Consider the following 19,333-nt stretch of genomic DNA (forward strand, 5'->3'; position numbering starts at 1 on the left):
CGATGCTGCGCTGGGAATACCTTACGACTCCTCTCATGATCCACAACACCGCCGCCATATTGAACAACTGGGGCTCCGAGGGCTGGGAGCTGGTGCAGATCGTCACCGGCCCCGAGGGCGGGCTCGTCGCGTACCTCAAGCGCCCGATCGCCGACGAGGCGGCCGCCTGATGGCCGGCGTGGAGGCCCGGCTCGCGGAGCTGGGCATCGAGCTGCCGGCCGTCGTCCCGCCGGTCGCGGCGTACACGCCCGCGGTGGTGGACGGCCGGCTCGTCTTCACCTCGGGCCAGCTCCCGATGGTCGGTGGCGAGCTCCCGGCCACCGGCAAGGTCGGCGACGGCCCCGGACTCGTGCCCGCGGAGGACGCCAAGGCGCTCGCGCGCATCTGCGCGTTGAACGCCCTCGCCGCGGCGAACAGCGTTCTCGGGTCGCTCGACCGCGTGACGCGCATCGTGAAGGTCGTGGGCTTCGTCTCCTCCGACCCGGGCTTCACCGGTCAGCCGGGCGTCATCAACGGGGCGTCCGAGGTCCTCGGCGAGATCTTCGGCGACGCGGGCGTCCACGCCCGCTCCGCCGTCGGCGTCGCGGTGCTCCCGCTCGACGCGCCGGTCGAGGTCGAGCTCGTCCTCGCCTTCGAGTAACCGTCTGAAGACAGGAGGGGCGGTGCCGGCCGGCGCCGCCCCTCCTGTGTCGAGCGTCGCCGCTAGGTCAGCTTCGCCTGGATCGAGCTCATGACCGCCGTGTCGGCGAGCGTCGTCGTGTCGCCCACTTCGCGGCCCTCGGCGACGTCCCGCAGGAGGCGCCGCATGATCTTGCCGGACCGGGTCTTCGGCAGCTCCGTCACGATGAAGATGTCGCGCGGGCGGGCGATCGCCCCGATCTGCTCGGCGACGTGCTTGCGGAGCTCGGCGGCGACGTCGATGGCGTCGGCATTCTCGAGCTGGTTCTGCTTGATGATCACGAACGCGACCACCGCCTGCCCGGTGGTCTCGTCGCTCGCGCCCACGACCGCGGCCTCGGCCGTGAACGGGTGCGCCACGAGCGCAGACTCGATCTCGGCGGTCGAGAGGCGGTGGCCCGAGACGTTCATGACGTCGTCGACGCGGCCCATGAGCCAGATGTCGCCGTCCATGTCGTAGCGCGCGCCGTCACCGGCGAAGTACTTGTCGCCGAACTTCGACCAGTACGTCTCCTTGAAGCGCTCGGGGTCGCCCCAGATGCCGCGGAGCATGCTCGGCCAAGGCTCGGTGACGACGAGAAGGCCGCCCTGGTCCCTCCCGACCGGCACGCCCGCCTCGTCGAGGATGTCGATGGAGATGCCCGGGAGGGGCACCTGCGCGCTCCCTGGCTTCAACGTGGTGACCCCGGGAAGGGCGGAGATCATGATCGCGCCGGTCTCGGTCTGCCACCAGGTGTCGACGATCGGCGTGGTGTCGCCGCCGATGACGTCGCGGTACCACATCCACGCCTCGGGGTTGATCGGCTCCCCGACGGAGCCGAGGACGCGCAGGCTCGACAGGTCGAACCGCTGCGGGTGCTGCCTCCCGATCTTCATGAAGGAGCGGATCGCGGTCGGCGCCGTGTAGAAGATCGACACCTTGTACTTCTCGATGATCTCCCACCACCGGCCCGGATGCGGCGTCTCGGGCGTGCCCTCGTAGAGCACCTGGGTGGCGCCGTTGGCGAGCGGTCCGTAGACGACGTAGGTATGGCCGGTGATCCAGCCGACGTCGGCGCTGCACCAGTAGACGTCCGATTCGGGGTGCAGGTCGAACACGTTCTTGTGCGTGAAGGCCGCCTGCGTCAGGTAGCCGCCGGACGTGTGCAGGATGCCCTTCGGCTTGCCGGTCGTGCCGGAGGTGTAGAGGATGAACAGCGGGTTCTCCGCCGGGAAGGGCTTCGCCACGTGATCCGCGTCGACGAGGGCGATCTCCTCGTGCCACCACAGGTCGCGGCCCTCCGACCAGGCCACCTCGTTCTCACCCCGTCGCACCACGAGGACGTGCTCCACCGTGGACTCGGCGCCGCTGAGGGCCCCGTCGACGGCGTCCTTCAGCGGGAAGACCCGGCCCTTGCGCCAGCCGCCGTCGGCGGTGATCACGAGCTTCGCCTCGGCGTCGTCGATGCGCGAGCGGAGGCTCTCGGCGCTGAAACCGCCGAACACCACCGAGTGGATCGCCCCGATGCGCGCGACCGCCAGCATCGCGATGACGGCCTCCGGGATCATCGGGAGGTAGATGGCCACCCGGTCGCCGGCGCGGATGCCCAGGCTGGTCAGCAGATTGGCGGCCTTCTTGACCTCCGCGGTGAGCTCGGCGTAGGTGAGCGTGCGGGTGTCGCCGGGCTCGCCCTCCCAGTGGATCGCGACCCGGTCGCCGTGGCCGGCGAGCACGTGACGGTCGAGGCAGTTGTAGGCCACGTTGAGCTCGCCGTCGTCGAACCACTTGGCGAACGGCGCGTCGCTCCAGTCGAGCGTGCGGGTGAACGGCCTGTGCCAGTGGAGGAGCTCTCGCGACTGGTCCGCCCAGAATCCGAGGCGGTCGGCGTCGGCACGCTCGTAGAGCTCGGCCGTGGCCACGGCGTTCGCCGCGAATTCCTCGCTCGGCGGGAACCGGCGGGCCTCGTGGAGCAGGTTGTCGATTGTGTTGCTCATGGGGAGTCTGTTCGCTCCTTTGCGATGCGGTTTCAGTGGTCGTGGCGCGACACTGCCTGACTTTACAACCTCCGATCGCGACGCCCGACGGAGACTTGCGTTTGCATTGATTGTGCGTAAACTAGGGGGCGGCCGAATGTTGAATTCTGGCGTGCGGCGCAAACGATTCCCCCCAATCCTGCGCCGCAGTGGCCGCACCTGTTCCCCCCAATAGGTGCGGCCCCCCCTTTTTAACCGGTAGGTCCCGGCTCGCAGCGCGGCGTGCCGGTCACCCGGGTCCGGCGCTGTCCCTCTCAGGGCCCGGGAGTGTCCCTCCCAAGCGGGCCGCCGCGCCGCGTCTCCACAGATCGAGCCGCGAGCGTCGTGTGCGGAGCCGTCCGCCTTAGTGTCGCCGTCATGGCTCACACCTTGCCGCCGACGGCACTCACCCCGTCCGCGGCCGGACCCGAGTCCGTCCGCCCGGGGCTCTGGGCGACGTTCGGGAGGCTCGCGCCCTACCTCCTGAGGAGGGGGCTCACCGACCTGTTCATCACCGGCTCCGGCGAGCTCTGGTGCAACGGTCCGGACGGCCTGCGGCACGCGCCCGGGGAAACGTTCGACCCGGCGGAGGCGCGGGCGCTCGCCGTGGCGCTGATCGCCCGCGGAGGACGGCACCTCGACGAAGTGTCTCCATTCGTCGACGTCGTGCTGGCGGGCGGCGTGCGGGTGCACGCCGTGCTTCCGCCCGTGTCGACGGGAGGGGCGCTCGTGTCGATCCGGGTGCCGCGCAATGCGGCGCCGAGCATGCGCGAGCTCCTGAGCGCCCGCTTCCTTACGGTCGAGCAGCACGACGTCCTCCTGCGTGCGGTGCGAGAGCGATCGAACATCCTCATCTCCGGCCCCGGAGGCGCGGGCAAGACCACGCTGCTCGGGGCTCTGCTGGCGGAGGCGCCCCCGACGGAACGCATCGTCCTCATCGAGGACGTCGCCGAGCTCCGGGTGACGCACCCCCATGTCGTCGGCCTGCAGACCCGTCAGCCGAACCTCGAGGGCGCCGGGGGCGTCGACCTGCGGCGTCTGGTCCGCGAGGCCCTGCGGATGCGGCCCGACCGTCTGGTGCTGGGGGAGTGCCGGGGCGAGGAGGTGCGCGAGCTTCTCTCGGCGCTCAACACGGGCCACGACGGAGGCGCGGGCACGCTTCACGCGAACTCGCTCGTCGACGTGCCCGCGCGGCTCGAAGCGCTCGGGAGCCTTGCGGGGCTCGGAGAGTCCGCGCTGGCGCGGCAGGCGGTCAGCGCTCTCGATCTCCTCGTCCATCTGTCGCGCCCGAGCCGCGGGCGGCGGGTCGAGGCTCTCGGCCGCCCGGCGATCGGTGCGTCGGGACGGCTCGTCGTCGAGCAGGTACCGGTGTGAGAGCGAGGAACGCGGAAGCGCGTCGTGCTGCCGCCTTCCGTCCCCCACGGCGGTCCGGTCGACGGTCGCCTCCCGGAGACGAGGACGACCGGGCGGCAGAGCTCGCAGAGTCTCTCGCCGTGCTGCTCGACGCGGGATTGTCGCCGCGCTCCGCTTGGGAGGCGGTTGCGGAGGAGAGCAAGGACTCGCGTGTCACCCGGGTGGCGCGGCTTCTCGCCACCGGCGCCGACCTCTCGTCCGGGGTCGTCGCCGCACTGGCCGGAAGCCCGCTCGCGGTCATCGCCGTGGCTTGGCTGGTCGCGGCCGAGGTGGGTGCGCCGCTCGGAGCAGCAGCCCGAGGCATCTCCGAGCTGTTCCGGGAGCGCGCCCAGACGGCGCGCGACATCGACGTGGCCGTCAGCGGCCCGCGCGCGACCGCTCGGCTCGTGAGCGGCCTCCCGCTCGCCGGTCTGGCGATGGGGTGGCTGATGGGCGTCGACGTCCTGGGCGTCCTGCTCGGCTCACCGGCCGGCCTCGGCCTCCTGGCTGCGGGAGGGGCGCTCGGCATCGCCGGACACCTCTGGTCCCGATCGCAGGTGCGCCGTGCTCTGCCGGGGGACGAGTCAGTGGGGGTGTACGCGGACCTCCTCGCGGTCGCCCTCCGCGGCGGCATGTCGATCGGCAGGGCGCGGGCCCTGGTCACGGCGTCCGCCGAGGCCGCTCGGATCGTCCTTCCCGAGCCTGCCGGCGTGGAAGGTGTGCTGCGACTCGCGGAAAGGACGGGTGCGCCCGCTGCCGAGCTCCTGGAGGCGGCCGGTCGGCGCGACAGGCGCCATCGCCGTGCCGAGGGGGCGCGATCCGCCGGCGTGCTCGGAGTGCGTCTGCTGGCGCCGGTCGGGCTGTGCGTTCTTCCCAGCTTCATCGCGTGGGGCATCGCCCCGGTGATCCTGGGCCTTCTCTCGTCCACAGGGAGCGTCGCTTGATCGGAGTCCACGAGCATCCCGCCTCCGGCGATGCTGAGCCCCACGCCGCCGAGGATGAATACCAGGGGCCGGTCAGGGCCGCTCCAGACCACATGCAAGGGAGAACCGAATGAACAAGATCATCCGTCGGCTGCGGGACGACAGCGGCGCCGCCACGGCCGAGTACGCCGTGACGATCATGGCGGCCGTCGGGCTCGCCGGGCTCCTGGTCGCCCTGCTGCGGGGTGACGAGGTGCGATCGATGCTGACGGACCTGGTGCACCGTGCGCTCAGTACAGGCGGCTGACCGAGACCGGGGGAGCGTGACAGCGGAGTTCGCGATCGCGCTCCCCGCGGTGCTCGCCTGCCTGGTCCTGTGTCTTGCCGGGGTTCAGGCCGTCGCGCGTCAGCTGCAGCTCGTCGACGCGGCGGCGACCGTCGCGCGGCTCGTCGCCCTGGGAGAGGCGATCCCCGCCGGGGTTGTCCGCGGGTCCGCATCCCTGAGCACCGACGTCGCCGACGGGCTCGTCTGCGTGCGCCTGAGCGAGCCCGCGTCGGTGACCGGGGCCGTTCGCCTCGGGTTCGACCTCTCGGCGCGGGCGTGCGCCCTCGACGAGCGGCCGGCACCGTGACGCGCAGCGATGACCGGGAGGTGCGGCCGCCGCGTCAGCGCGATCAGGGCTCGGGCTCCGTCCTGGCGATCATGTGCGTCGCGTGCGTGGCTGCGCTGCTGTCGGTGCTCCTCGGCGCCGCCGGGGTTCTGCTGACGCACCGCCGAGCGGTCGCCGCGGCCGAGCTGGCTGCGCTCGCCGGGGCGGAGGTCGCGGTCGGCCGGGTGGCGGGCTCCATCTGCGAAGCGGCCGATCGGGTCGCGTCGAGTGCGGGGGCCGTCGTCGACCGGTGCGACGTCGACGGACTCGTCGTCACAGTGACCGCGACCGTGGGCAGCGGGGCGCTGCGCACGAGCGGCACGGCGCGCGCCGGACCGCCGCACTCCCCGTGAGGCGGGCCGACCGCGCAGCGAGCCCGAGGCCCTCAGCCGAAGACGGTCTCCAGGTAGCGGTAGGCGATCGCCGTCGGGCGACTGTGGTGGTCGTCGTCCGGCGCGTACTCGGTCTCCCAGGCCGAGGTCCGGACATACAGGTAGCTCTTCCCGGCCGTGGTGGCCGGGATCTCGATGCGGGGCCTCGGGTCCCCGGAGTCCAAGAAGGAGGTTGCGATGGTCTTGCCCTCGAGCGGTCCGTCGGTCAGTTTGGCGGTGTACGTCGTCATTGTCGTAGCCATGGACCCATTGTCCTCCCGCGGTCGCCGCCCTCAACCTCCCCAGTTGCGGCGGCTGTCGCATCGGCCCGTCGCCGGCCTGCGCCCACGGCGAACGCCGACAGGAAGATTAGGCACACAGCGGGTTGAGGTGTGTATGGTTTGCCTGTCGGGCCATGAGGCCCGCGCTCGCCGCCATCCGGGGCGGCTCTCGGGGGAGCGTGCCGTCGACGTCCACACCGCGCGACCGTGCGCAGCGTCAGCACGTACATATAAGAGGAGTCAGGTGCCCGCCACGAAGAAGCTCGTCATCGTCGAGTCTCCGAACAAGGTGAAGTCGATCGCCCAGTACCTGGGTGACGGCTACGAGGTCATGGCCTCCGTCGGGCACATCCGCGACTTGATCGAGCCGAAGAACCTCCCGCCGGAGCTCAAGAAGGGCTCGCTGGGCAAGTTCTCGGTCGACGTGGAAAAGGGCTTCGAGCCCTATTACGTGGTCTCCGACCAGAAGCGCAAGACGGTCGCCGACCTGAAGCGCGCCCTCAAGAACGCCGACGAGCTCCTGCTCGCCACGGATGAGGACCGCGAAGGCGAGGCGATCGCCTGGCACCTCGTCGAGGAGCTCAAGCCGAAGATCCCGGTCAAGCGCATGGTGTTCCACGAGATCACCCGCGAGGCCATCGAGAAGGCCCGCGACAACACCCGCGAGATCGACACAGCCCTGGTCGACGCCCAGGAGACCCGGCGCATCCTCGACCGGCTCTACGGGTACGAGGTGTCGCCGGTGCTGTGGCGCAAGGTGGGCCCGGGCCTGTCCGCCGGCCGCGTCCAGTCGGCGGCAACGCGGCTCGTCGTCGACCGCGAGCGCGAACGCCTCGCCTTCGTTCCCGCCTCCTACTGGGGCCTGACCGCGCAGCTGGCTCCCGAGGAGGACGGCAACGCCTTCCAGGCGCGCCTCGCCCGCGTGTCGGGGGACCGTGTCGCGACAGGTCGCGACTTCGACGACCACGGCACGCTCACGAGCGCGGCCCGCACCCTCGACGAGGAGTCCGCTTCGGCTCTCGCAGCGGCGATCCGCCGGCCGAGCACGACCGTGGCGGTCTCGAAGGTCGACTCCAAGCCCTACTCGCGCCGGCCCGCGGCACCGTTCACCACCTCCACCCTGCAGCAGGAGGCCGCCCGCAAGCTCCGCTTCTCCGCGCGCCAGACCATGAGTGTGGCCCAGGCGCTGTACGAGAACGGCTACATCACCTATATGCGTACCGATTCGGCCTCGCTGTCGCAGCAGGCGACCAACGCGGCCCGGACTCAGGCCGCGAAGCTTTACGGTCCCGAGACGGTGCCCGACAAGCCCCGTGTCTACGCCTCCAAGAGCAAGAACGCGCAGGAGGCGCACGAGGCGATCCGCCCCTCCGGCGAGGTCTTCCGTACCCCGGCCGAGCTCGAGAAGTCGTTGCGCGGACCCGAGTTCCGCCTGTACGACCTCATCTGGAAGCGCACGGTCGCCTCGCAGATGGCGGACGCCAAGGGCCAGACCGCCTCGGTGACCGTCGAGGCCGCCATCACCGAGGGGCCGCTCGACGGCACGGTCGCCGAGTTCACGGCGAGCGGCACCGTCATCACCTTCCGCGGCTTCCTCAACGCCTACGAGGAGGGCAAGGACGAGGAGCGCAACTCGGCCGACCCCGCCGACGCGAAGCTCCCGCCGCTCGCGGCCGGTCAGTCGCTGAGCGTGCGCGAGGTCGAGGCCGACGGCCACGAGACCACGCCGCCGCCCCGCTACACCGAGGCCAGCCTCGTCAAGACGCTCGAGGAGCTCGGCATCGGCCGCCCGTCGACGTTCGCGAGCATCATCTCGACCATCATCGACCGCGGGTATGTGACCCAGCGCGGGCAGTCGCTCGTCCCGAGCTGGGTCGCCTTCTCGGTCGTGCGCCTCCTCGAGGACTACTTCGGCGACCTCGTCCAGTACGACTTCACCGCCGAGATGGAGGACGACCTCGACCGCATCGCGGCCGGCGAGGCGGAGCGCGTCGACTGGCTCAACAGCTTCTACTTCGGCAGCGACAAGCACAAGGGCCTGCGACGCGTCATCGACAACCTCGGTGAGATCGACGCCCGCAGCATCAACTCGATCACGATCGACGAGGGCATCACGCTCCGCATCGGCAAGTACGGGCCGTACCTCGAGGTCTCCGAGCCGGACGCCGCGGCTGATACCCAGCCGCGGCGGGTCAACATCCCGCCGGACCTGGCGCCCGACGAGCTCACCCCGGCGAAGGCGCGCGAGCTCATCGCGGCGCCGGTGCAGACCGACCGGGTGCTCGGCCTCAACCCGGCGAGCGGCAAGCTCGTCGTCGCGAAGGACGGCCGGTTCGGACCCTACGTCACCGAAGCCGATCCCGAGGAGGAGCCCGAGGCCGACGCCCGGACCGGCGAGGTTGTCGAGAAGAAGACCGCCAAGAAGGCCGCCGCGGCCAAGCCGCGCACCGCCTCCCTGTTCGCGTCGATGGACACCGCCACCATCGACCTGGAGACCGCACTGAAGCTGCTCGACCTGCCCCGCACGGTCGGGGCGGATCCCGAGAGCGGCGAGGAGATCCAGGCGCAGAACGGGCGGTACGGCCCGTACCTGAAGAAGGGGACCGACACGCGCTCGCTGCCCTCCGAGGACGACATCTTCACGATCGACCTGCCCGGCGCGCTCGAGCTGTTCGCGCAGCCCAAGTACGGCAACCGGCGGGCGTCGAGCGCGCTCAAGGAGTTCGACGCCGACCCCGTGAGCGGCAAGCCGGTCAAGGTGAAGGACGGCCGTTTCGGCCCGTACGTCACCGACGGCGAGACCAACGCGACGATCCCGCGTGGCGAGACGGTCGACGAGGTCGATTTCGACCGCGCCGTCCAGCTGCTCGCGGACAAGCGCGCCAAAGGCCCGGCCAAGAAGACGACGACTCGGCGGACGGCCGCCAAGACGTCGACGGCCAAGGCCTCCGGAGCATCGACGGCAGCGGCGAAGACCACGGCGTCTAAGACGACGGCTGCCAAGACGACGGCTGCCAAGGCGACCGCGGCCAAGAAGGCTCCCGCCAAGAAGGCGCCGGCCAAGACCACGCGCGCTCCGAAGTCGGCCGAGTGAGCGGCGCCCCCGGCCGGGCTGCGCCCGGGCTCTTCATCACGCTCGAAGGGGGCGACGGCTCCGGCAAGACCACGCAGGCCGAGCTCCTCGAGCAGTGGCTCACCGAGCGCGGTCGTGTCGTCGTGCGCACCCGCGAACCGGGAGGCACGGCCGCCGGCGTGGAAATCCGCGAGATCGTCCTGCACCACCGCGGCGACATCGCGCCGCGTGCGGAGGCGCTGCTCTACGCCGCCGACCGTGCTCACCACGTCGCGACGGTCGTACGGCCGGCACTGGCCCGGGGCGAGGTCGTCCTGCAGGACAGGTACATCGACTCCTCCGTCGCTTATCAGGGCGCCGGTCGAGTCCTCGATCCCGATGAGATCCGCAACCTGTCGCTGTGGGCGGCCGAGGGTCTCCTCCCAGACGTCACGATCCTCCTCGACCTCGATGAGAGTGCCGCCCGCGCCCGGCTCGACGCGTCCCGCACCCGGTACGACCGGCTGGAGGCGGAGAGGTCCGACTTCCACGCCCGCGTGCGCGCCGCCTACCTGGCGCTCGCCGAGGCCGAGCCCGAGCGCATCCTCGTCGTCGACGCGGCCCGGCCCGTCGACGAGATCGCCGGCGAGATCCGGAGCCGTCTCGAGGGCCGGGTCTGAACGCACCGCGGCCGCGTTCCGTGTCCCCGGTGCCAGCTAGCCTGGAGCACATGGCAGTGTGGGACGACCTGACCGGTCAGGAAGACGCGATCGCGGTCGTCCGCGCCGCCGCCGAGAGCGGCAAACGAGGTGCGCCGTCCCTCCACGAAGCCGGAGCAGTGGCCGAGGCCGCCGGAGCCGACGGCCGCGGGATGACGCACTCGTGGCTGATCACGGGGCCGCCGGGGTCCGGTCGGTCCAACCTCGCCTTCGCGTTCGCCACGGCGCTGCTGAGCCCCGGCACCCCGGAGGGCGACCTCGCGACGCAGCGGCAGGTAGAGGCGCGGACTCACCCCGACCTCGCCGTGCTCAGCACCGACCGCGTCATCATCTCGATCGACGAGGTGCGGTCGCTCGTCGCCACTTCCCAGTTCGCGCCGTCGGTCGGGCGCTATCGCGTCATGATCATCGAAGACGCCGACCGGATGACCGAACGCACCTCCAACGTCCTCCTGAAGGCCTTGGAGGAGCCGCCCGAGCGCACGGTGTGGATCCTCTGCGCGCCGAGCGACGCCGACCTCCTCCCGACGATCCGCTCCCGCGTCCGCACCGTGCGACTGGCGGTGCCCAGCGTCGACGACGTCGCCCGGCTGATCGAGCGCCGCGACGGGGTCGACCCCGCGACCGCCGAGCGCGCCGCCCGGCACGCCCAGAGCCACATCGGCATGGCGCACCGGCTCGCCACCCACGAGGAGGCGCGGCGCCGCCGCGAGCGCACCCTCGAGCTCGCCCTCGGCATCCGGTCCGTCTCCGACGCCGTGCTGGCGGCGGCGAGCCTCCTCGAGATCGCCGGGGCCGACGCCAAGGCGATCACGGAGGAGCGCGACGCCGAGGAGCGCGAACACGCGCTCCGGTCGCTCGGGATCGAGCCCGGGGGCAGCATCCCGCCCGCGCTCCGCGGCCAGCTGCGGCAGCTCGAAGATGACCAGAAGCGCCGAGCGACGCGAGGCCTCCGCGATGGGATCGACCGCATCCTCGTCGACCTGCTCTCCGTCTACCGCGACGTCATGATGCTCCAGCTCGACAGCCGCAGCGAACTCGTGAACACCGAGATCCTGGCGCAGCTCCGAGCTCTCAGCGAGCACACGAGTCCCGCCGATACGCTCGCCGCGATGGACGCCATCGCCACGGCCCGCGAACGGATCGAGGCGAACGTCGCGCCCGTGCTCGCCCTCGAGGCGATGCTGATCACCATCCTGCGCGGCACGGCCGCTCGAAAGGGGACCGACCTGTGACCACCCGACCCGGACGGTCCGCTGGCCGACGTCGCGGCGTCCGTACGGCCATCGTCGCCGTCGCAGCCGTGCTCGCGCTCACCCTGACCGGGTGCGTGACCTGGTTGATACCCCCGAAGTCCGTGCAGACCTCCACACCGTCTCCCGAGAAGGTGGCCACCGATCTTCAGCCGTTCTACTCGCAGACCCTCACCTGGTCGAACTGCGACTCCGGCAAGCAGTGCGCCACGGCGAAGGCGCCCCTCGACTGGCAGCACCCGGCGGCAGGCGAGATCGAGCTCGCGCTGATCCGGCAGCAGGCGAAGGGGGACCGGCAGGGCTCCCTGCTGGTCAACCCCGGTGGCCCCGGCGCCTCCGGCTACGACTTCGTCAAGGACTCGGTCGACTACGCGACCGACAAGACCCTCCAGGACTCGTTCGACGTCGTCGGTTTCGATCCTCGCGGGGTCGGCCGATCGACCGCCGTCAAGTGCTACGACCCGAAGCAGATGGACGACTACCTGTACGGCATCACGCCCGGCGTGCGCGGCTCTGACGAGTGGCTCGCGGCGAACACCGAGACGGCGAAGGGGTTCGCCGCCGCTTGCGATCAGAAATCCCAGAAGCTGCTGGCGCACGTCGACACCGTCAGCGCGGCGCGCGACCTCGACCTGCTGCGCGCGGTGCTCGGCGACAAGAAGCTCAACTATCTCGGTTACTCGTACGGCACCTACCTCGGGGCCACGTATGCCGACCTCTACCCCGGCAAGACCGGCCGCCTGGTGCTCGACGGCGCCCTCGACCCCGCCGCGAGCAACGCCGACGTCACCATGGTGCAGGCCCAGGGGTTCGAGAGCGCCCTCCGCGCCTACCTCAAGGACTGCCTGAGCCAGAAGGGCTGCCCGTTCACCGGAACGGTCGACCAGGCCATGACGACCGTCGGCCAGCTGCTCGCCAGCGTCGACCGCAGCCCCATCCGCAACTCCGACGGGAGGGAGCTGGGCGCCAACACTCTCCTCACCGCGATCATCACGCCGCTGTACGACGCCACGGCCTGGTCGTACCTGACCAAGCTGTTCGACTCGGTGATGAAGGGCGACGCCTCCGTGGCCTTCGTGCTGGCCGACTCCTACAACGACCGCAACAGCGACGGCACGTACTCAGACAACGGCACGGAGGCCTTCACGGCCATCAACTGCCTCGACTACCCGGTCGACGCGAGCGTCCCGGCGATGCGGGCCAACGCCGCTCAGCTCGCCCAGGTCGCGCCGGTGATCGGGCCGTACATGGCTTACGGGGAGCTCAGCTGCGGCACGTGGCCGTATCAGTCCACTGTGCAGCGCGCCCCGATCCACGCCAAGGGGTCGGCACCCATCCTCGTCATCGGCACGACCAACGACCCGGCCACCCCGTACGTCTGGGCGAAGAACCTCGCGTCCGAACTCGAGAACGGGCACCTGCTCACCTACCGCGGCGAAGGCCACACCGCCTACAACAAGTCGAACTCGTGCGTGAACGGAACGGTGGACGACTTCCTCGTCCATGGCACCGTCCCCACGGCCGGGAAGACCTGCTGATCCACCGAACCCGCGCGTTCGATGCGCGAAGGCCGCACCCGGCCCCGGCGGTGGTGCAATTTTGCAGAGGATGAAATAATCGAGAGCGTGACTCCGGCAACCGAAACCGTCATCGACGGGAGCGAGCTCGGGCTGCGTGAGCGCAAGCGCATCGCTACCCGGCGGGCCATCCAGCTGGCCGCCCTCGGCCTCGCCACCGAGCGCGGGTTCGACCGCGTCACGATCGACGAGATCAGCCACGCGGCCAACGTCTCGCCTCGCACGTTCTTCAACTATTTCCCCTCGAAAGAGACGGCGATCATCGGCGAGCTGCCGGAGCTCCCCGGCGAGGAGACGATCGAGCGCTTCATCGCGGCGGGCCCGCAGGAGCCGATCCTCGAGGGCATCAGCCACCTCCTCATCGCGGCGATCGTCGGGGGAGACCTCGGCGATCCGGGCATCCCCGTCGACGGGGCCTCGGGCGACGACGCCCTCCACGATCCGGCCTCGACGATGCAGAAGATGCACACCCTCCGCAGGGCGCTCCTGAAGGACAACCCGGAGCTCTTCGCTCAGCGGATGGCGTCGATGCGCACCTTTGAGGAGGCTCTGAGCGAAGTCGTCGAGCGTCGTCTCGCCCACGACGACCCCGAGCTCGCCGCCGACCGGGAGGCGCTGCACCAGCGAGCGCGCCTCGTCACCTACGTCGCGTTCGCCGGCATGCGGCACGCCTGGTCGTGCTGGGCGGACCACGGGGGAGTGGAGCCGCTCGCCGACCGCCTCCGCACGTCGTTCGAGCAGCTCGCGAATCTCGGCAGCCAGGTTCGCTGACGGGTCGCCCGCGGTGTTCGCCGGTGTCAGCAGCACCCCGCGGGATCGGGTAAGCTATCTGACTGTGCGCCGAGCGGAAGCCCGGCCACGCCGCCCTAGCTCAGTCGGCAGAGCATCTCACTCGTAATGAGAAGGTCAAGGGTTCGATTCCCTTGGGCGGCTCCCATTCTCGGTCCCGTCCTCGGACGGGGCCTTTCCGCCATTGCAGCGGCTCCAAACGCGCGTCGGCCGAGCGGATTCTCGCGGTGGCTCGCGCCCTCGGCCACGATCGGTTCGCACTAATCGGACACGACCGGGGAAGCTATGTGGCGTCCCGGCTGGCGTTCGACCACCCTGGTGCGGTCGATCGGGTGGTGCTGATGGACAGTATTCCGATCGTGGAGCATCTGGATCGCATCACGCCGGAGTTCGCCACTCAATGGTGGCACTGGTTCTTCTTCGCGCAGCCCCACACCCCGGAGCGCGTGATCCTGGCAGATCCGGACGCCTGGTACCACGGCGATCCCGAGCGGATGGGCACCGAGAATCACGACGAGTGGCGGCGCGCAATGCGCAACCCGCGGGTGGTGCGGGCGATGCTCGAGGACTACCGAGCCGGCCTCACGATCGATCGCCGGGACGAGGAGGCAGACCGAGCGGCCGGCCGCAAAATGACGCAACCGCTACTCGTGCTCGGGTCGTTGCGCGACGACCTGGAACAGCTGTTCGGCGACCCACGCGAGATCTGGCGGAATTGGGCCGTCGATGTTCGGGGACATAGGATCGACTCCGGTCACCACATGGCAGAGGACGCGCCCGGCGAGCTCACCGACGCGCTGGTCGAGTTCCTCGCTCGAGAGCCAGGGTCGGCGTGATGCTGCTGGTCCCGCACGAGCGTCATCGCGCACCTGGCGCCGCGCCCCAACCCGTGGTTGGCTGCGCAGCATGAGCGCTGAGTTCAGCAAGGGCGATCACGTCGAGTGGTCCTCACACGGTGTCGACGTCCCAGGGACGGTCGAGGGCAAGATCACGGAAGAGACCGAGGCGGCCGGCCGGAAAGTCTCCGCATCCGAAGACGACCCGCAGTACCTCGTGAAGAGTGACAAGTCGGGCAAGGAGGCCGTCCACAAGCCGGAGGCGCTCCGCAAGAAGAGCTGACCGGCGCGGTTCCCCCGTTCAGGTGAGCCGGGTACCATACCCGGATGCACGAAACGGAGGAGCCCGGCACCGGCGCGCCCACCGGTCGGCGAACCGCCGACCCCCGTCGGTCCGGTCGCGTCTCGGCGGCGACAGCGGGCGTGATGGCGGCGATCCGCAAGCACCCGAAGACCTGGATCGCGGCCGGCGGTGCCGCCGCGCTCATCATCCTCGGCACGGGCAGCGTCGCCCTGGGCGCCACGGTCGGAGGCGAATCCGCCGCAGCCGGGCCGGCAACCGCATCCGCACACCCCTCCGCAACGCCCGCTCAGAAGACCCCCACCCCGACTCCCACGCCGACAGCCACAGCGCGCCCGGTCCCAGCGAATCAGGTCGCCGCCGCCCGCATCCGCACGTGCTCCGTCGCCTCCCTGGCGCAGGACGGCCGCCTCGGCAACCTGGAGGCCCAGGTCGTCAACGCCACCACCGGCGAGACCCTGTTCGACCGTAACGGCGGCAAGCCGGGCCCCACGGCCTCCGTGCTGAAGACCCTCACGTCCGCTGCGGCTCTCGCCACCCTCGGCCCGGACTACCGCGTGCAGACGCGGGTCGTGGCCGGGTCGGCTCCGGGGCAGGTCGTGATCATCGGCGGCGGCGATGTGACGCTGTCGCGCCTCCCCGGAGGCCAGGGTGCGTTCTACACGGGTGCGCCCTCGATCGCCGACCTGGCGGCCCAGACCAAGCAGGCGCTCGGCGGCCAGCCGGTCACGTCGATCGTGGTCGACACCTCCCTCTTCGCGGGCCCGCAGTGGCAGCCCAGCTGGGACGAGCACGAGGAGCGCGTCGTCGAGGGCTCCACGCCGTACATGACCGCCCTCATGGTCGACGGTGACCGTGACGATCCGGGCGCGGTCGAATCCCCGCGCAGCACCGACCCGGTCGGCCGCGCCGTCACGTACTTCCAGCAGTTCCTGGGCACGAGCGTCCCGGTGAGCTCGGGCACCGCGCCGGCGGGCGCGCGCCAGCTCGCGGTCGTGCAGTCGCAGCCGGTGACCACTCTCATCGACCAGGCCATGCAGTACTCCGACAACACGATCATGGAGGAACTGGCGCGGCTGGTCGCGATCAAGACCGGGGCGGGCAACACCTTCGATGCCGAGAATGCGGGTGTGCTGGCCGGCCTCAAGGGCTACGGGATCGACACGACCGGCATCCACATCGCCGACGGCTCGGGCCTCAGCGGCGACAACGCCGTCCCTCCGTCGTATCTGACGAAGCTGTTCGTCAAGGTGATGAACGGCGACAACGGCCTCGGCGTCGTCTACAACGGGCTTCCGGTCTCCGGCCAGTCCGGTACCCTCGGCCCGGGCTACAGCCGGTTCACCGGAGCGAACTCGGTGGCGCGCGGGGCCGTCCACGCCAAGACCGGCTGGATCAACAACGGCTACACGCTGGCCGGCATCGTCGACTCGGCAGACGGGACCAAGCTGACCTTCGCCGTGTTCGCGCTCGGCCCTGTGAGCGACAATGCCAAGCAGGCGATCGACACGCTCGTCACCGGCTTCTACAAGTGCGGCGACAACCTGTCGAACAACTGACGCCGCCGGCCGACCGGCGGACCGGGAGGGACGCATGAGCAAGGCGCTGTTCATCATCGACGTACAGAACGACTTCACCGAGGGCGGCGCTCTCGGGGTCGACGGCGGTGCGGCGGTCGCGGCTGGGATCACCGAGTATCTTCGCGCGCACTCCGGCGAGTACAAGGTCATCATGGCGAGCCGCGACTGGCACGACGCCGACAACGACAACGGCGGTCACTTCGCGACAGAGGGCGCTCCTGACTACGTCCAGACGTGGCCCGTGCACTGCGTCGCCGGAACGGCGGGCGCCGAGTACCACCCGGCGCTCGACACCTCCCGTGTCGGATACCACGTGCGGAAGGGGCAGGGCGTTCCCGCCTACTCGATCTTCGAGGGCCGGACGGAGGCGGGGTCGACGGTGCACAACATCCTCGACGAGCACGGCATCGACGCGATCGACGTCACCGGGATCGCGACCGACTACTGCGTACGCGCCTCCGCCTTCGACGCGCTGGCGCGGGGGCGCCGGGTCCGGGTCCTGACCGATCTCGTCGCCGGCGTGGCACCGGCGAGCTCCGAGGCCGCGCTCGCGGAACTGGAACGTGCGGGCGCCGACATCGTCCACTCCTGACGACGCGCCGTCCGCGCGTCCAGGGGTGGAGGCCGACCCGAATCGACAGTAAGCTGACTACTAATTCAGCGAGCTACCTGGAGGCGTCGTGTCCGACCGTTCTGTCCGCAAGAGCCACGTCCCTCCTCTGTGGCTGCGCATCGTCGTGCCGAGCGTGCTCATCCTGGTGTGGCTGGCGCTCGGCGGCCTCGGCGGCCCCACGTTCGGCAAGCTCTCGGGAGTTTCGAGCAACGACCAGGCCGCGTTCCTGCCCGCCAGTGCGGAATCGACCGAGGTTCAGGCCTGGCAGAAGCGGTTCACCGCCTCCAACGCCATCCCCGCGATCGTGGTCGTCACCGCCGACAGCGCGATCCCGAAGCAGGAACTCGGGACGACATACCAGCAGCTCGCCGAGAAGCTCGCCACGGTGAACGGGGTGCAGGCGCCCGACAAGGGGCAGCAGACGAGCGTGGCCGGACCGATCCCGTCGAAGGACGGCCTGGCGGTGCAGTACATCGTCCCGATCGCCGACTCGAACGAGGTGAAGACGGTCGTCGCGGACCTGCGCTCGGTCGTCGATGACAACCTCCCGAGCGGCACGAAGGCCTGGGTCACCGGGCCGGCCGGGCTGACGGCCGACCTCGTCAATGCGTTCGGCGGCATCGACGGCATCCTCCTGCTCGTGGCGGTCGCCGCCGTCTTCGTGATCCTGCTGCTCGTGTATCGGGCGCTCCTCCTGCCCTTCCTCGTGCTCTTCACGTCGATCTTCGCCCTGTGTGCGGCGATCCTCTTCGTCTACCTGTTCGCGCTCTGGGGCTGGATCAAGCTGTCCGGGCAGAGTCAGGGCATCCTGTCGATCCTCGTGATCGGCGCCGCGACGGACTACTCGCTCCTCCTGGTGGCCCGCTACCGGGAGGCGCTCGAGCACGAGGAGTCCCGCTGGGTAGCCGTCGTCCAGGCGTGGCGGGCGGCGTTGGAGCCCATCGTCGCGTCGGGCGCGACCGTCATCCTGGCGCTGCTGTGCCTCCTGTTCTCCGACCTCAACTCGAACAAGAGCCTCGGGCCGATCGCGGCGATCGGCATCGTCTTCGCCCTGCTGTCCGCCCTCACGCTGCTGCCCGCGCTCATCGCGGTGTTCGGGCGTGCCGCCTTCTGGCCGTTCCGGCCCAAGGTCGGCGCCGAGGAGCGTCGCCTGAGCCATGCCGGAGCGGTGGCTGTGGCCGGTCTCGAGGGCATCAGCGGCCTGTGGAGGCGCGTCGGCAGCCTCATCGCGCGTCGCCCGCGGGTGACGTGGCTGGTCGCCTTCGGGCTCCTGGTCCTCTGCGTGCTCGGTCTCCCGCAGCTGAAGGCGAACGGCGTCCAGCAGACCGACGTGGTCCTCTCGCAGTCCGATGCGAGAGACGGCCAGTCCGTCCTCGCCAAGCATTTCGACGCCGGCTCGGGTTCGCCGGTGGTGATCGTGGCCGACCAGGCGAAGGCGGCCGATGTCCTCGCGAAGACCAAGGCCACCGACGGGATCGCCGCGGCGACCTACTACGCCGGCAATGTGCGGCCCGGCGCGCCGGGAGCGGCCGGTGCTCCGCAGCCGGTGGTGGTCGACGGCCGCGTCCTCATCCAGGCGACGCTCTCCGCCGAGCCGGACTCCTCGTCCGCGGAGCAGGTCGTGAAGACGCTCCGCAGCACGCTGCCGTCGGTCGACGATTCCGCGCTCGTCGGCGGGGTCACCGCGATCGCTCTCGACACCAACGAGACGGCCCAGAGCGACCTCGCGAAGATCATCCCGATCGTCCTCGCGGTCATCCTCGTCATCCTCATGCTGCTGCTGCGCTCGATCGTGGCGCCCCTCCTGCTGATCGGGAGCGTCGTGCTCTCGTACGCGGCAGCGCTGGGCGTCTCGGCGCTCGTCTTCGATCACGTGTTCCGGTTCCCGGGCGCTGATGCCGCCGTGCCGCTGTTCGGATTCGTGTTCCTGGTCGCCCTGGGCGTGGACTACAACATCTTCCTGATGACCCGCGTGCGGGAGGAGTCCCTCCGGATCGGTACGCGTCCGGGCATCCTCCGGGGGCTGGGCATGACCGGAAGCGTGATCACGTCGGCCGGCGTCGTCCTCGCCGCGACCTTCGCCGCGCTCGCTGTGATCCCGATCCTGTTCCTCGTCCAGATCGCGTTCATCGTCGCCTTCGGCGTGCTGCTCGACACGGTCGTCGTCCGATCCCTGCTCGTGCCCGCTCTCTCGTACGACATCGGGCGGACGATCTGGTGGCCGTCGCGGCTCTGGCGCGACAGGTTGCCCAGCGAAGCGGCCGAGACGGCGAGCTGACTGCACAGCCTGACCAGCTCGGAGCGGTGCCGTTGCCTCACCGGGGGC

Annotated in this window: 19 protein-coding genes and 1 tRNA gene; 18 read left to right on the forward strand and 2 right to left on the reverse strand. The window is 70.4% G+C overall.

Going from position 1 to position 19,333, the window contains the following annotated elements; translation table 11 throughout:
- Window positions 1–2 precede the first annotated feature (2 nt).
- Complete coding sequence (locus tag FPT20_RS03320) at window positions 3–170, forward strand: DUF4177 domain-containing protein (protein WP_158862558.1); 168 nt, start codon at window positions 3–5, stop codon at window positions 168–170.
- Window positions 170–640 carry a RidA family protein gene (locus tag FPT20_RS03325; protein ID WP_158862560.1) on the forward strand — a complete coding sequence of 157 codons (471 nt, stop codon included), beginning with the start codon at window positions 170–172 and terminating at the stop codon, window positions 638–640. Before FPT20_RS03320 ends, FPT20_RS03325 begins: the two co-directional genes overlap by 1 nt.
- A gap of 62 nt (window positions 641–702) precedes the next feature.
- Here the strand turns inward: FPT20_RS03325 and acs are convergent, their stop codons facing one another.
- Window positions 703–2,652 carry an acetate--CoA ligase gene (gene acs, locus FPT20_RS03330; protein WP_158862562.1) on the reverse strand — a complete coding sequence of 650 codons (1,950 nt, stop codon included), beginning with the start codon at window positions 2,650–2,652 and terminating at the stop codon, window positions 703–705.
- A 396-nt stretch (window positions 2,653–3,048) separates the two neighbouring features.
- Here acs and FPT20_RS03335 point away from each other — a divergent pair, with 396 nt between their 5' ends.
- The 5 genes from FPT20_RS03335 to FPT20_RS03355 all read left to right on the forward strand — a co-directional run bounded on the left by FPT20_RS03335 (window position 3,049) and on the right by FPT20_RS03355 (window position 5,988).
- Window positions 3,049–4,044, forward strand: a complete 996-nt coding sequence (locus FPT20_RS03335) for a TadA family conjugal transfer-associated ATPase (RefSeq protein WP_158862564.1) — start codon at window positions 3,049–3,051, stop codon at window positions 4,042–4,044.
- Window positions 4,041–5,006, forward strand: coding sequence for a type II secretion system F family protein (locus FPT20_RS03340; RefSeq protein ID WP_267902700.1), 966 nt, complete (start codon window positions 4,041–4,043; stop codon window positions 5,004–5,006). Before FPT20_RS03335 ends, FPT20_RS03340 begins: the two co-directional genes overlap by 4 nt.
- A gap of 109 nt (window positions 5,007–5,115) precedes the next feature.
- Window positions 5,116–5,292, forward strand: a complete 177-nt coding sequence (locus tag FPT20_RS03345) for a DUF4244 domain-containing protein (protein ID WP_158862568.1) — start codon at window positions 5,116–5,118, stop codon at window positions 5,290–5,292.
- 16 nt (window positions 5,293–5,308) lie between these two features.
- Entirely contained in the window at window positions 5,309–5,617 is a 309-nt protein-coding gene (locus FPT20_RS03350) for a TadE family type IV pilus minor pilin (protein ID WP_158862570.1), read from the forward strand.
- On the forward strand, window positions 5,614–5,988 hold the full coding sequence (locus FPT20_RS03355) for an Rv3654c family TadE-like protein (protein ID WP_158862572.1): 375 nt from the start codon (window positions 5,614–5,616) through the stop codon (window positions 5,986–5,988). Before FPT20_RS03350 ends, FPT20_RS03355 begins: the two co-directional genes overlap by 4 nt.
- 32 nt (window positions 5,989–6,020) lie before the next feature.
- Here the strand turns inward: FPT20_RS03355 and FPT20_RS03360 are convergent, their stop codons facing one another.
- Entirely contained in the window at window positions 6,021–6,269 is a 249-nt protein-coding gene (locus tag FPT20_RS03360; protein ID WP_158862574.1) for a hypothetical protein, read from the reverse strand.
- Between the two features lie 262 nt (window positions 6,270–6,531).
- Here FPT20_RS03360 and topA point away from each other — a divergent pair, with 262 nt between their 5' ends.
- The 11 genes from topA to FPT20_RS03415 all read left to right on the forward strand — a co-directional run bounded on the left by topA (window position 6,532) and on the right by FPT20_RS03415 (window position 19,285).
- Complete coding sequence (topA, locus tag FPT20_RS03365; protein WP_158862576.1) at window positions 6,532–9,381, forward strand: type I DNA topoisomerase; 2,850 nt, start codon at window positions 6,532–6,534, stop codon at window positions 9,379–9,381.
- On the forward strand, window positions 9,378–10,019 hold the full coding sequence (tmk, locus tag FPT20_RS03370; RefSeq protein ID WP_158862578.1) for a dTMP kinase: 642 nt from the start codon (window positions 9,378–9,380) through the stop codon (window positions 10,017–10,019). The genes topA and tmk overlap by 4 nt, the downstream gene beginning before the upstream one ends.
- Before the next feature lie 50 nt (window positions 10,020–10,069).
- Window positions 10,070–11,293 carry a DNA polymerase III subunit delta' gene (locus FPT20_RS03375; RefSeq protein WP_158862580.1) on the forward strand — a complete coding sequence of 408 codons (1,224 nt, stop codon included), beginning with the start codon at window positions 10,070–10,072 and terminating at the stop codon, window positions 11,291–11,293.
- Window positions 11,290–12,849, forward strand: a complete 1,560-nt coding sequence (locus FPT20_RS03380) for an alpha/beta hydrolase (protein WP_158862582.1) — start codon at window positions 11,290–11,292, stop codon at window positions 12,847–12,849. The genes FPT20_RS03375 and FPT20_RS03380 overlap by 4 nt, the downstream gene beginning before the upstream one ends.
- An 87-nt stretch (window positions 12,850–12,936) precedes the next feature.
- Window positions 12,937–13,659 carry a TetR family transcriptional regulator gene (locus FPT20_RS03385; RefSeq protein ID WP_233265372.1) on the forward strand — a complete coding sequence of 241 codons (723 nt, stop codon included), beginning with the start codon at window positions 12,937–12,939 and terminating at the stop codon, window positions 13,657–13,659.
- Between the two features lie 89 nt (window positions 13,660–13,748).
- A tRNA-Thr gene (locus tag FPT20_RS03390) sits at window positions 13,749–13,821 on the forward strand.
- Window positions 13,812–14,513: an alpha/beta fold hydrolase gene (locus tag FPT20_RS03395; protein ID WP_158862586.1), complete on the forward strand. Its 702-nt coding sequence runs from the start codon at window positions 13,812–13,814 to the stop codon at window positions 14,511–14,513. The genes FPT20_RS03390 and FPT20_RS03395 overlap by 10 nt, the downstream gene beginning before the upstream one ends.
- Window positions 14,514–14,583: 70 nt before the next feature.
- Window positions 14,584–14,796: a DUF2945 domain-containing protein gene (locus tag FPT20_RS03400; protein ID WP_158862588.1), complete on the forward strand. Its 213-nt coding sequence runs from the start codon at window positions 14,584–14,586 to the stop codon at window positions 14,794–14,796.
- A gap of 44 nt (window positions 14,797–14,840) precedes the next feature.
- Window positions 14,841–16,373, forward strand: coding sequence for a D-alanyl-D-alanine carboxypeptidase/D-alanyl-D-alanine-endopeptidase (locus FPT20_RS03405; RefSeq protein WP_158862590.1), 1,533 nt, complete (start codon window positions 14,841–14,843; stop codon window positions 16,371–16,373).
- Window positions 16,374–16,407: 34 nt separating this feature from the next.
- Window positions 16,408–16,986, forward strand: a complete 579-nt coding sequence (locus FPT20_RS03410; protein ID WP_158862592.1) for an isochorismatase family protein — start codon at window positions 16,408–16,410, stop codon at window positions 16,984–16,986.
- Between the two features lie 88 nt (window positions 16,987–17,074).
- Entirely contained in the window at window positions 17,075–19,285 is a 2,211-nt protein-coding gene (locus tag FPT20_RS03415; protein WP_158862594.1) for an MMPL family transporter, read from the forward strand.
- Window positions 19,286–19,333: the final 48 nt, after the last annotated feature.

The organism is Leifsonia sp. AG29, assembly GCF_009765225.1.
In the GTDB taxonomy this organism is placed as follows: Bacteria; Actinomycetota; Actinomycetes; order Actinomycetales; family Microbacteriaceae; genus Leifsonia.